The sequence below is a fragment of the Paractinoplanes brasiliensis genome, from assembly GCF_004362215.1.
Taxonomy (GTDB): domain Bacteria; phylum Actinomycetota; class Actinomycetes; order Mycobacteriales; family Micromonosporaceae; genus Actinoplanes; species Actinoplanes brasiliensis.
In genome coordinates this window covers 5,593,941-5,606,421 of record NZ_SNWR01000001.1, presented here as the reverse complement: position 1 = coordinate 5,606,421, position 12,481 = coordinate 5,593,941, and the positions used below count along the sequence as shown (strand labels likewise).

Sequence of the window (12,481 nt, the reverse complement as noted above, 5' to 3'; positions counted from 1 at the left end):
CACCACGCACGGCTCTCCACCGTGCCACTGCGCCGCCGCCTGACGCGCCCCCACGCTGCCCCGTTGCCACCCCACCGAGCGACGCGCCACCGCCACACCCCACCGCCACCGCGTCACGCGCCAATGCCAAAAGCGTCGTTACATTTCCGTTGCCGCTGGGCAATATCGAATCATTGACAATGGCGCTGCAAAACGACCAAACTCGCCATTGTGAAACACTTTCCCCGGCTCCTGATCGTGGCAACGCTCTGCTTCACCGGGTGCGCGGCGACGGGTTGCTCGGCGACAGGGTCCGGCGACGCGCCCACCCCCACCGCGAACGCCTCGGCGCAGGCCCCGGTGGCGGGTTTCGGCGGCACCGACCTTGCCTGGATCCAAATCAACATCGCGATGAACGAGGAACTTCTCCCCCTGCTCGAGCTCACCCCGAAACACACCGAAGACCCGGCAACTCTCGCCACCGCCTTGCAGGTCAAGGCGTTCACCGAGGGCGAGCTGAACGTTCTGCGGCAGCTGCAGACACGGGCCGGGCTGCCCACGGAGAACCCGCACAAGGGCATGCCGATGCCGGGCATGGTCACCCCCGCGGACGTCACGGGCGCCAGCCAGCTCGTCGGGGCGGCCTTCGACCAGACGGTCACCAAGCTCATCCGGGAGCACCTGGAGCAGAGCCAGAGCCTGGCGCGCAGTGAGGAAAAATCGGGAGTCGAAACACAGACGCGCGATTTGGCACTGCAGATTCTGCGTACGAGGGAAGCGGTGTTGTCCACAATGCCGAGCAGTTCTCCGTGATTGTGGACAAGCGAAAAACGGGCGCCGTCCTCATGACGGCGCCCGTTTTTGTGACTGCTTACGGCAACTCGTAGTTCTCGTTGAGCGCGGCGCCACGTTCCGGCTTGTAGAGGTCGAAACCGCGCGGGTCGCACTGCAGTCCGCCGTTGATGCAGTGGCGGGTGAGGGCGGCCAGCGTCGGCGGGTCGAAGGCGTTGAAGACGTCGTAGTGGAACGAGAAGCCCCGCCCGCTGGAGAAGTGGACGTTGGCCATGTTGCCACTGACCGGCCAGGCCATCTTGAACTCGATCATCGGGACGGCGACCGGGTGCGACGACGGGCAGACACCCAGCACCGGGTACGCCATGTGGCTCTTGTGGTCGGGCGTGTCCAGGTGCAGCCCGTTCCAGCAGCTGGGGGCCTGGAAGCGGACGTTGAGCTGGGTGCCGGCGACGCAGTTGGCCGGGATGTCCCAGTTGAAGGACAGGTCACCGCACTCGAAGCCCTCTACCGCGCCGGGGTGGTTGCGGAAGTCCTCGAGCGTGGCGGCCGGGCTGCCGACCAGGTAGCGCAGGCCCTCGGGGAACGGGCGCACGCTGCGGTAGTCGATGACCCCGGACTTGTAGTAGATCGTCTGCCGGCCGACGGGCTGCACCGCGGTGTCGCCGTTGAGCAGGGTCGGCATCCAGTAGCCGGTCTTGTCACCGGGCGTGATGCACGAGGTGTTGCCGCCCTTGAGGCTCGCCAGCGTCGTGTTGGCGTTCGTCGTGGTGTTGCCCATGAACGTGTGCGAGTGCGAGGCGCCGGGCAGGCCGGGGAAGACGATCGGGTCGTCGTTGAGGTTGCCGCGGCTCACCGAGCAGTTCATCTGGAACTCGTGGTGGGTCGTCGGCGGGTTGGTGTCGGGCGGGACGGCCGTCGACGGGACCACGCCGGTGACGGGCGGGTTCGCGAGGATGTAGCCGGGGCCGCTGGTCGGCGGTGTGGACGTGTACGAGCCGTACACCTGGAACTCGTACAGGGAGTAGCCGTAGCCGGTGCCCCGTTGCGTTCCGTACACGCGAACGTAGCGACCGGAGCCGTTGACGGTGAGCGTCTGCGTGCCGCCCGTGGCGTTGGCCGTGCTGTAGACGTTGGCCCAGTTGTTGCCGTCGGCCGAGGTCTGGACCTGGAAGGCCTTCGCGTACGCGGCCTCCCAGACGAGCTTGACCTGGGTGACGGCGGCCGTGCTGCCGAGGTCGACGCGGAGCCATTGGGGGTCGCTCCACGCGCTGCCCCACCGGGTGGCGGGGTTGCCGTCGACGGCCGCGGCGGCCGGGGCGCCACCGTTCTCGGTCGACGAGGCGAGGACGGGTTTGCCCTGGGAGAGCAGGGTGTCGGCCGCCTGGGCGGTGCGGACACCGGTGAGCGCGGCGGTCACGGCGAGGGCCGCTACCGCGCTCACAGTCACAATGCGTCTGACGGGCCGGGGCCTCACCGCGGCCGGGGGTGCGATGGACAGTTGGGGATTCACCAGGTCTCCTTCGGGGATTGGAGAGCGCTTTCCGAGTGTTACGCCGCGATGTCAAGGGCGTCAATACGTAGGCGGGTTTCCGCTGGTTCCGGAACTTGGCGGGCCGCTCTTGCCGCGCCTACGGAGAGCGCTCTCCACCTGTGCTATAAAGACGTCTATGCGAACCGAGCGGCTCCCGACCCTCGAGGACGTCGCCCGCATCGCCGGGGTGTCCCGAGCCACCGTCTCCCGCGTGATCAACGGCATCCGGAACGTCGACCCCCAGCTGCACGAGGTCGTGTGGGATGCCGTGGGCCGCACCGGTTACGTGCCCAACCGCTTGGCCCGCTCACTGGTCACCCGCCGCACCGGCACGGTCGCGCTGGTCGTCTCCGACTCCGAAACCCACGACGACGACCCGTTCATGGGCCGCTTCTTCGCCGACCCGTACTTCGGCCGCGTCGTCGGCGGCCTGATGAGCGTGCTCCGCGACCAGGGCGTCCAGCTCGCCCTGCAGATCGTCGGCACCGACGACCAGCGCAAACGCCTCGTCGGCGACCTCCGCAACGGCCAGGCCGACGGCGCTGTGGTGCTGAGCCTGCCGGCCGTCGACCCGCTGCCCCGCATGCTCACCGAGGGCAACGTGCCCGCCGTGCTGATCGGCCGCCCCGCCGAGCCGGTCCCGATCGACTACGTCGACCTGGCCAACGACACCGGCGCCGCCCTCGCCGCCGACCACCTGCTCGCCCGCGGATGCCAGCGCATCGCCATGATCACCGGCCCGGCCGACGTCCCCGCCAGCAGCGACCGCATAGCAGGCTTCCGCCGCTCCATGGCCCGCCACGGCCACGGCTGGGTCCCCACCGCCACCGGAAACTTCACCCAGGACAGCGGCGAAACCGCCATGCGCGCCCTGCTCGTCGACAACCCGGATGTGGACGGCCTCTTCGCCGCCAACGACTTGATGGCCCTGGGCGCCCTGTCCGCCCTGCGCGAAGCCGGCCGCAACGTCCCGAACGACGTGGCCGTGGTCGGCTTCGACGACAGCAGCGCCGCCGTGGCCGCCTCCCCCGCCCTGACCACCATCAGGCACCCGCTGGAAGACATGGCCGCCGAGGCCGCCCGCTTGCTGCTGGCCCGCATCGAGGACCCCACCATGCGCGTGTCCTCAGTCATCTACGAGCCCGCCCTGATCAAACGAGCCTCCGCATAACCTTTCCCACCACCACGTGCACGGCACCGCGGCATGGACGCGGCCGGCAACGTGTGGCTGCGTTCTCGAACCGGGTCTTGCTGCTTTACTATGTTCCTAGGAAAGCAGTAAGGTTCCGGCGTGTTTGTCTTTCGGCTTGACGGGCGCTCCGGGGTGCCGCCGTATTTGCAGCTGGTTCAGCAGGTTCGGCAGGCGGTGCTGCTGGGGTTTCTCCAACCCGGCGACCGCCTGCCGCTCATCCGCGAAGTGGTCGAGGACCTGGCGATCAACCCGAACACCGTCGCCAAGGCGTACCGGCAGATGGAGCAGGAGAACCTGGTCACCGGGCGGCCCGGCCAGGGCACGTTCGTCAACGAGCAGCAGTCGGCCGTGGTGCCGGCATCGACGTACACCTCGCTGCGCCGGGGACTCACGACCTGGCTGCGCCGGGCCTACGCGGCCGGGCTCGACGAGCAGGCGGTCGACGCGCTTTTCACGTCCGTCCACCAGCAGACGAGGAAGGAGGACGTGGCGTGACGGCGGCCGAGTTCGCGCTGCGCACCGACGGCGTGAGCAAGCGGTACCGGAAGGGCTGGGCACTGCGCGACTGCACCCTGGCCCTGCCGGCGGGCGGCGTGATCGCGCTGGTCGGGCCGAACGGCGCGGGCAAGACCACGCTGCTGCGCCTGGCCGTCGGGTTGCTGGCGCCGAGCACCGGCACGGTGGAGGTCCTCGGCCGCGACGTCACCGCCAGCACCCCGCAGACGTTGGCCCGGATCGGGTTCCTGGCCCAGGACCACCCGTTGTACAAACGCTTCACCGTCGCCGAGATGCTGCGCTTCGGGCGGGCCTGCAACCTGCGGTTCGACCAGCAGCTGGCCGAGCGCCGGCTGGCGAAGCTGGGCATCCCGCTCGACCGCAGGGCCGGCACGCTCTCCGGCGGCCAGCAGGCCCAGGTCGCGTTGGCCCTGGCCCTGGCGAAACGGCCCGACCTGCTCGTCCTCGACGAGCCGGTGGCCAGCCTCGACCCGCTCGCCCGGCACGAGTTCCTGCAGGTCCTGATGGGTGCGGTGGCCGAGGGCGGGGTGACCGTCCTGTTCTCCTCCCACGTCGTGCACGAGCTGGAGCGTGTCTGTGACCACCTGGTCGTGCTCAACCAGGGCCGGGTCACGCTCGCCGGCGACCTCGACACGCTCCTCGCCGAACACAGGCTGCTCGTCGGCCCGCGTACGGCCACCGGCCTCGACCGGGCCGGCAGCGCCGTCGTGGAGGCCGTCCACAGCGACCGGCACACGACCCTGCTGGTGCGCGACGGCGGGATCCCGGCCGCGCCCGGGTGGCAGGCGCAGCCGGTCGCGCTGGAGGACCTGGTGCTGGCGTACCTACGCCGGCCGTCCGAGCAGGGCGCCGCGGTCACGTCGGGGGCGGCGGCATGACGTGGTTGATCTGGCGCCAGCACCGGACCGAGGTCTGCGTCCTGGGCCTGCTGGTCGGCCTGTTCGGCGTCGCCCTGCTCGTGCTCGGGACGCAGGCACACGACCTGTTCCCCGGTGATCCCGCCCGGTGCGCGGGTGACACCGGCGTCACCGACGCCTGCACGGCCTCTTTCCGCCGGCTCGACGAGGAGTACGGGTTCGTCGAGAACCTCCTGGCGGCCTTCTACCTGGTCCCGGTCGTCATCGGCGCGTTCCTCGGCGCGCCGCTGCTCGCGCGGGAGCTCGAGGACGGCACCTGGCAGCTCGCCTGGACGCAGGCCGTGCCGCGGATGCGCTGGCTGGCAGCCAAGCTCGCGGCGCTGGCCGGCGTCACCGTCGCGCTCACCGGGATGTTCACCGCGGTGCTCACCTGGTTCCGTCAGCCGTTCGACGCGTGGGAGGGGCGGTTCCAGTACGACGCGTTCGACCTGGAGGGCCTTGTTCCGGTGGCGTACGCGCTGTTCGCATTCGGTGTCGCCACCGCCGCCGGGGCTGTGCTGCGGCGTAGCTTGCCCGCGTTCGGCGTCGCGCTGGGTGCGTTCCTCGCCGCCCGGATGTCGGTGGCGCTGCTGGCCCGCCCCGCGTACGCCGGCCCGCTCACGACCATCGAACCCGTCGGCGGCTCGAAGGACCGGGCCGGGCCCAATTTCGCCGACTGGGTCATCGAACGCCACTACGTGAACGCCGCCGGGCGCAGGCTGAGCGGAACCGAGTTCTCCGAGCTGGAGGCCGCCGCCGACCGGGCCGGCAGCAACCTCAACCAGTTCCTGCACGCGCGGGGCATCCAGCAGTTCACGGTCCATCACCCGGCCGACCGGTTCTGGACGTTCCAGCTCATCGAGGCGGCCGTGTTCGTCGCCGTCGCGGCGGCCCTGATCGGCGTGGTCGTGTGGCGGGTCCGGCGGCGTTTGATCTAGTGCCATGCACCACGGCCGGAGCCCGCGCTACGGCCTTGAGGGTCGCCTGGCCGGCGAGGTTGCGGCAGAGCTGCGTGGTGTGGTTGTGGGAGGCGACGTGGCGTACGGAATCAAGGGTCAAGGGCTTGCGGCGAGGAACAGGAACGCCGCGAGCAGGGCCAGATGGACACCGCCCTGGAGGACGTTGGCCCGGCCGGGGACGATGGTCAGGGTTCCGACGGCCACGGTGAGGGCGAGCAGGATCATTTGGGTGCCGCCGAGGCCGAGCAGCAGGGGGCCTTCAAGCCAGATCATGGCGATGGCGATGGCCGGGATGGTGAGGCCGATGCTGGCCATGGCGGAACCGACGGCGAGGTTGAGGCTGGTCTGCACGCGGTCGCGGGCGGCGGCTCGGACGGCGGCGATGGTTTCGGGGAGCAGGACCAGCAGGGCGATCACTACGCCGACGACCGCCTGGGGCAGGCCGATGGAGGCGACGCCGGATTCGATGGCCGGGGAGACGCCCTTGGCGAGGCCGACGACGGCGATCAGGGCGACCATCAGGGCGCCCAGGCTGATCAGGGCGGTGCGGGTCGTGGGCGGGTCCAGGTGTTCTTCGACGTCGATGACCTTGCCGCTGCTGGTGATGGGGAGGAAGTAGTCGCGGTGGCGGCGGGTTTGGACCGTGACGAACAGGGCGTAGAGGGACAGCGAAGCGACGGCGGCGAAGGTCAGTTGGGCCGGGGAGAATTGGGGGCCGGGGCGGCTGGTGGTGAAGCTCGGCAGCACGAGGCTCAGCGTGGCCAGGGTCGCGACGGTTGCGAAGGCGCCGCCGGTGCCCTCGGCGTTGAAAACGGACACGTGCCGGCGCAAGGCCCCGACCAGCAGCGAGATACCGAGCAGGCCGTTGCAGGTGATCATCACGGCGGCGAAGACGGTGTCGCGGGCCAGGGCTTGGGTCTTCTCGCCGCCGCTGATCATGAGGGTGACGATCAGGGCCACCTCGATGATGGTGACCGCCACGGCCAGCACGAGGGAGCCGTACGGCTCGCCGACCTTGTGCGCGACCACCTCGGCGTGGTGGACCGCGGCGAGCACCGCGCCGCCGAGCAGGAGCGCGGCCACCACGACCACCGCCGACGGCAACTCGCGGCCCCAGGTGAGGGCGAGAGCCGCCGTGGCGACAAGCGGGACGGAAACCGTCCATCGGGTGAGACAAGTCCGGATCGAGACAGCCACAAGGTTCACTGTCGCATCATTCCGGCGACTCAGTGGCCGGGACCGGCGTCCCTCGGCCGGGCGATCGCAGCCCGGCCCGGGGGTTCGCCGAGCGCATCCGGATCGCGGGAAGCAGGATGGGGTCATGGCGTATGTGAACCCCAAGGGCGAATTCAGCCGGGACCAGCGGTACATCACGACCCGGATCACGGCCGACGGGAGCGACGGTTACCCGGTCGAGCCGGGCCGGTATCGCCTGGTGGTCGCGCGCGCCTGCCCCTGGGCCAACCGGGCGATCATCGTGCGCCGGTTGCTGGGCCTCGAGGACGTGCTGTCGATGGGCATCGCCGGCCCCACCCACGACGAGCGCAGCTGGACGTTCGACCTGGACCCGGGCGGACGTGACCCGGTGCTGGGCATCGAGCGGCTGCAGGAGGCGTACTTCAGGCGGGCGCCGGGTTACGACAAGGGCATCACCGTGCCGGCGATCGTCGACATCCCGACCGGCCAGGTGGTGACGAACGACTTCGCGCAGATCACGCTCGACCTGTCACTGGAGTGGAAGGAGTTCCACCGTACGGGGGCGCCCGACCTCTATCCCGAGGAGCTCCGCGACCAGATCGACAAGATCAACCGGTACGTGTTCGCGGACGTCAACAACGGCGTCTACCGGGCCGGGTTCGCCGGCACCCAGGAGGCCTACGAACAGGCGTACGGGCGGCTCTTCGATCGACTCGACAAGCTGTCGGAGTTGCTGGCCGGGCAGCGTTACCTGGTCGGCGACACGATCACCGAGGCCGACGTCCGGCTCTTCACCACGCTGGCCCGCTTCGACGCCGCGTACCACGGCCACTTCAAGTGCAACCGCAGCAAGCTGACCGAGATGCCGGTGCTGTGGGCGTACGCCCGCGATCTGTTCCAGACGCCCGGTTTCGGCGACACGACCGACTTCGTGCACATCAAGCAGCACTACTACATCGTGCACAAGGACATCAATCCGACGGGGATCGTGCCCGCCGGCCCCGATCTTTCCGGCTGGCTGACCGAACACGGCCGCGAGAAACTGGGCGGCCGTCCGTTCGGCGACGGCACTCCCCCACCGCCGCCCAAGCCGGAGGAGCGGGTGCCGGAGGGTCACGGCGTCACTGGTTGAAGGCCTCCCGCAGCAGGGCGTCCAACTGGCGCTGCTTCTCGGGTGAGAGGTGCGCCAGCATGCTCTGCTGCTGGGCCAGGCCGGCGCCGACCGCCTGGTCGATGATGTCGAAACCGCGGGCGGTGAGGCGCACCAGCACGCTGCGGCGGTCGTTCGGCGAGGGCAGCCGCTCGATCAGCCCCGCCCTCTCGAGGCGGTCGAGACGGGCCGTGGTGCCACCGGTGCTGAGCATCATCGACGCGGCGAGCTCCCCCGGAGACAGCTGGTAGGGGTCGCCGGACCTGCGCAGCGTGGCCAGCACATCGAATTCGGGGCGGCCGATCCCGTACGGGGCGTAGGCCTGTTCCATGCGATCACCGGCGAGCTTCGACAGGCGGAAGATGCGCCCGAACACCGACATCGCCGTCGTCTCGAGGTCGGGTCGTTCCCGCGCCCACTGCCGAATGATCAGGTCCACGCCGTCGTCCGGTTCCGTCGTCACCCCTCCATTGTCTCGATGTCGAGCTTCTTGACAAGAAGAGACTCGCGCGGTTTTATCTTTACATCGAGATACTTTGCGTCGAGGGAGTCGTGATGAACTCGCCGGTCCTCCTGCTCACCGCCCTCACCCCGGCGGTCTGGGGCACTACGTACGCCGTGACCACCGAGTTCTTGCCGCCCGACCGGCCGCTGCTGGCCGGGGTGCTGCGCGCCCTGCCGGCCGGGTTGCTGCTGCTCGCGTTCACCCGGCGGCTCCCGCACGGCTCGTGGTGGTGGCGGTCGGCGGTGCTCGGCACGCTCAACATCGGCCTGTTCTTCGCCCTGCTCTTCCTCGCCGCCTACCGGCTGCCCGGTGGCATGGCCGCGGTGCTCGGCGCGGCCCAGCCCCTGGTCGTCGCCGGGTTGACCGTCTTGTTGCTGACCGAGCGCGTTGCCTTGCGTACGGTCGTCGCCGCCGTCGCCGGCGCGGGTGGCGTCACCCTGGCCGTGCTCACGGCCGCCGCCCGGCTGGACGCCGTGGGCCTGGCGGCGGGCCTGGCCGGCACGGCCTCCATGGCGCTCGGCCTGGTGCTGACCAAGCGCTGGGGCCGCCCCGGCGTGCCGCTGCTGACCGCGACCGGCTGGCAGCTGACCGCCGGTGGGCTGGTGCTGATCCCGATGATGTTGGCCGTCGAGGGCCTGCCGCCGCGGCTGACGCCGACCAACCTGGCCGGTTACGCCTATCTCACGCTGATCGGCACCGCGCTCGCCTATTCGCTGTGGTTCTGGGGCCTCGAGCGTTTGCCGGCCGCTCGGCTCGCCCTGCTGGGGCTGCTCTCGCCGCTGGTGGCCACGGTCGTCGGCTGGGCCGCGCTCGGTCAGAGCCTGACGCCGCTGCAGGTGGCAGGAATGGTCGTGGCCTTCGCCGCGGTCGTCTGGGGGCAACGGGCCGGCACGCCCCGGCCGACGCCTTCACCCGTCGTGACCAGGCGCGTCGAAAATGTCGTACCCGCCGCCTAGGGTTTGCCCGTGCCCGTTGAACGATGGTCGGCCGCACAGGTCGAGACGCTTGCCCCCGATGCCTCCTCGGTGAAGGCCGCCCGCGGCCTGTCCTTCCCGGCGTCGTGGTCGGCCACCGGGCGGCTCGATGACATCCTCTGGGGACAGTTGCGCAGCTATCAGGTCTGCGTCGACCTGACCGGCCCGGCGTTCAAGTGCAACTGCCCCAGCCGCAAGATCCCGTGCAAGCACGCGCTGGCGCTGCTCATGCTCTGGGCCGAGTCCGATGTGGCCGATGCCCCGGCGGCCGCTTTCGCGCAGGAGTGGCAGGCCGCGCGCGCGGCCCGGGCCGCCGCCAAGCCCAAGTCGGGCGGCTCCACCCCCGATCCGGTCGCCGCGGCCAAGCGGGTCGAGCAGCGGGCCGAGCGGGTCGCGGGCGGCATGGCCGAGCTGCGCCGCTGGCTCGACGACCAGGTCCGGCAGGGTCTGGCCGGCGCCCAGCGCAGCGGGCCACAGCCGTTCGAGGCGATGGCCGCCCGCCTGGTCGACGCGCAGGCGCCCACGGCGGCGGGCGCGGTGCGGCGGCTCGGCTCGGTCGCCGGCGTCGGGCCGCAGTGGGCCGACCGCCTGCTCGGCGAGCTGGCGCTGCTCCGGCTGCTCGTCTCGGGTTACGACCGGCTGGCCGAGCTGCCGCCCGAGCTGGCCGCGACCGTACGCAGCCGCATCGGCTTCCCGGTCGCCACCGAGGACGTTTTGGCCGGTCCCCGCGTCACCGACCGGTGGCAGGTGCTCGGTCAGGTCGAGTCCGACGACGGCGCCCTCACCACCCGGCGTACGTGGTTGCGGGGCGAGGCCACCGGCCGGTTCGCTCTGGTGCTCTCGTTCGCCGCGGCCGGTCAGCCGATGGCCTCCGACCTCGTCGCCGGCACGGAGTTCCGGGGCGAGCTGGCCTTCTATCCCGGCGCGGCCCCGCTGCGCGCGCTCGTCGCCGGCAAGGCGAGCGCGGCCGAGCCGTTCCGCGAGCCCAGCGGCGCGCTGCCGCTGGCCGAGGCGCTCGCCGGTTACAGCGCCACCGTCGCGGCCGAGCCCTGGCGGTTGGACGCGCCCGTCCTGCTGGCCGGGGTCGTGCCCAGCACCGACGGCTGGCTGGTCGACGAGTCCGGCGACGCCGTGCCGCTGGCAGCCGGGCATCGTGAGCCGTGGTGGCTGCTGGCAGCGGCCGGCGGGCATCCCGCGACGGTGGCGGCCGAGTGGTCACCGGCCGGTCTGCGCCCGCTCGCGGCCTGGGCCGGGGGCGAGTTCGTGGCGGCCGCTCCCCCGATGCCCGGCCCGGCCCCCGAGCGCCGGCCCGAGCTGCCGCCCGAGTTGCTGGCCTCGGCCCTGGTCGGCACCAACCGCCGCCCCTGGACGGGTAAGGACTCCCTGCTCGACGCGGCCGCCGTGGCCCTGACGCGGCGCCGGGCCGGGGTGCTGCCCGGCAGCGGCCACGAGGCGGTGCCGGCCACCCCCGCCGAGACGGAAGGGCCGCTGCCCAGCGCGGCGGGCACTCGCCTGCTGCGCATCCTGGGCGGGGCCGTGCCGGGCGGCGCCCAGCTCGCGCAGGAACTTCTCACCCAGTGGCTCGCCGCCGCGGCCGAGCGGGGCGGCCACGTGCCCCCGGCCGCGCTGCCCGCGCTGCTCGACGCGGGCCGGCGCAACTCAACCGTCCGGCCGGCGCTGGCCCGGGTGGCCGGTCGCCGCGGCGCCTGGCTGGCCGGCATGCGGGGCGACTGGCGGTGGCTGCGCGACGAGGCGACGGTGATCGTGGCGCTGCCCGACTGGCACACCGGCAGCTCCGGCGAGCGGGTGGGCCACCTGACCCACCTGCGCGAGACCGACCCGGCCCGGGGCCGCGAACTGCTGGAGAGCACGTGGGCTGAGGAGTCCTCCGACGACCGCGCCCGCTTCCTCGGCGCACTGGCCACCGGCCTGTCCCTCGACGACGACCCGTTCCTCGAGCGGGCCCTCGACGACAGGCGCAAGGAGGTGCGCGAGGCCGCACTTGACCTGCTACGCCGGCTGCCCGGTTCGCAGTTGCGCGGCCGCATGGCCGAGCGCGCGCTGACGCTGGTGCGCCGCGAGCGCCGGCTGGTCGGCGCCGACCGGCTCGTCGTGACGCCGCCCGAGGAACTCGATGCAGCGTTGCGCCGCGACGGGGTGGCGTCCACTCCGGCCCGGGGCATCGGCGTGGGCGCCTGGCTGCTCGAAGAGATCGTGGCGGGCGCCCCGCTCGACACGTGGTCTGAACCGGCCACGATGCTGCGGCTGGCACGTGGCAACGACTGGGAGACGCCGCTGCTGCACGGCTGGGCCAAGGCCGCCGTGGTCCAGCGTGACCCGGCCTGGGCCATGGCGCTGCTCACCGACGTGTCCGGGGCGCTGCGGGAATCCGTACGGTGGGATCTGCATCTGGTTCTGCCGCCCGAGGAACTGGGTCGCCTGGCCGCCGACGCGCTGCGCCGTGACGACGGGCTGGCCAACCGGCTGCTCGCGATCCATCCCGGCCAGTGGCCCGAGGAACTGTCGGTCGCCGTCCTCGAGACGATCGCTCACCGCGCCCGCACCGACCGCCACAGCTGGCAGCTGGGCGAGTTGTGCCGGGAAGCCGGCCTGGCCATGCCCCCGGCCTACGCCGACCTGGTGGGCCGCCTCGCGCTGCAGCTCGATCAGGAGCCGGCCGACCCCTCCCGCGTACGCCCGGTGGCCGACCTGGCCCGCACCCTGACGTTCCGCCAAGAAATGCTCGACGAGCTCAAACCGGCTTCCTGACCACGACCGCCTTTTGGA

The 12,481-nt window shown here is 71.5% G+C and carries 11 protein-coding genes; 8 read left to right on the top strand and 3 right to left on the bottom strand.

Going from position 1 to position 12,481, the window contains the following annotated elements:
• The first annotated feature begins 210 nt into the window (after positions 1 to 210).
• Positions 211 to 792 (top strand): DUF305 domain-containing protein, encoded by a 582-nt coding sequence (locus C8E87_RS25385; RefSeq protein WP_133875403.1) that lies wholly within the window; start codon positions 211 to 213, stop codon positions 790 to 792.
• A gap of 58 nt (positions 793 to 850) precedes the next feature.
• Here the strand turns inward: C8E87_RS25385 and C8E87_RS25380 are convergent, their stop codons facing one another.
• The gene (locus C8E87_RS25380) at positions 851 to 2,215 is read right to left on the bottom strand and encodes a DUF1996 domain-containing protein (RefSeq protein WP_239080021.1); all 1,365 of its coding nucleotides are present in this window, start codon (positions 2,213 to 2,215) and stop codon (positions 851 to 853) included.
• 226 nt (positions 2,216 to 2,441) lie between these two features.
• Between C8E87_RS25380 and C8E87_RS25375 the strand changes: the two genes are divergently transcribed.
• The 4 genes from C8E87_RS25375 (at position 2,442) to C8E87_RS25360 (ending at position 5,847) form a co-directional block, all read left to right on the top strand.
• The gene (locus C8E87_RS25375; protein ID WP_133875402.1) at positions 2,442 to 3,476 is read left to right on the top strand and encodes a LacI family DNA-binding transcriptional regulator; all 1,035 of its coding nucleotides are present in this window, start codon (positions 2,442 to 2,444) and stop codon (positions 3,474 to 3,476) included.
• Positions 3,477 to 3,596: 120 nt separating this feature from the next.
• On the top strand, positions 3,597 to 3,992 hold the full coding sequence (locus C8E87_RS25370; RefSeq protein WP_133875401.1) for a GntR family transcriptional regulator: 396 nt from the start codon (positions 3,597 to 3,599) through the stop codon (positions 3,990 to 3,992).
• The gene (locus tag C8E87_RS25365) at positions 3,989 to 4,891 is read left to right on the top strand and encodes an ABC transporter ATP-binding protein (protein ID WP_133875400.1); all 903 of its coding nucleotides are present in this window, start codon (positions 3,989 to 3,991) and stop codon (positions 4,889 to 4,891) included. Before C8E87_RS25370 ends, C8E87_RS25365 begins: the two co-directional genes overlap by 4 nt.
• Positions 4,888 to 5,847, top strand: a complete 960-nt coding sequence (locus C8E87_RS25360; protein ID WP_133875399.1) for an ABC-2 membrane transporter-related protein — start codon at positions 4,888 to 4,890, stop codon at positions 5,845 to 5,847. Before C8E87_RS25365 ends, C8E87_RS25360 begins: the two co-directional genes overlap by 4 nt.
• Positions 5,848 to 5,964: 117 nt before the next feature.
• On the opposite strand, the gene C8E87_RS25355 is transcribed toward C8E87_RS25360, so the two are convergent.
• Positions 5,965 to 7,065: a calcium:cation antiporter gene (locus C8E87_RS25355; RefSeq protein WP_239080035.1), complete on the bottom strand. Its 1,101-nt coding sequence runs from the start codon at positions 7,063 to 7,065 to the stop codon at positions 5,965 to 5,967.
• A 124-nt stretch (positions 7,066 to 7,189) separates the two neighbouring features.
• On the opposite strand from C8E87_RS25355, the gene C8E87_RS25350 reads away from it, so the two are divergent.
• Positions 7,190 to 8,197, top strand: coding sequence for a glutathione S-transferase family protein (locus C8E87_RS25350; RefSeq protein WP_133875397.1), 1,008 nt, complete (start codon positions 7,190 to 7,192; stop codon positions 8,195 to 8,197).
• Here the strand turns inward: C8E87_RS25350 and C8E87_RS25345 are convergent.
• Positions 8,187 to 8,678, bottom strand: a complete 492-nt coding sequence (locus tag C8E87_RS25345) for a MarR family winged helix-turn-helix transcriptional regulator (RefSeq protein WP_166661237.1) — start codon at positions 8,676 to 8,678, stop codon at positions 8,187 to 8,189. The two genes, C8E87_RS25350 and C8E87_RS25345, sit on opposite strands and share 11 nt — an antisense overlap.
• A 92-nt stretch (positions 8,679 to 8,770) precedes the next feature.
• On the opposite strand from C8E87_RS25345, the gene C8E87_RS25340 reads away from it, so the two are divergent.
• A complete protein-coding gene (locus C8E87_RS25340; protein WP_133875396.1) occupies positions 8,771 to 9,676 on the top strand; it encodes an EamA family transporter in 906 nt (301 codons plus the stop codon).
• 9 nt (positions 9,677 to 9,685) lie between these two features.
• On the top strand, positions 9,686 to 12,463 hold the full coding sequence (locus tag C8E87_RS25335; RefSeq protein WP_133875395.1) for an SWIM zinc finger family protein: 2,778 nt from the start codon (positions 9,686 to 9,688) through the stop codon (positions 12,461 to 12,463).
• The last annotated feature ends 18 nt before the right edge of the window (positions 12,464 to 12,481 follow it).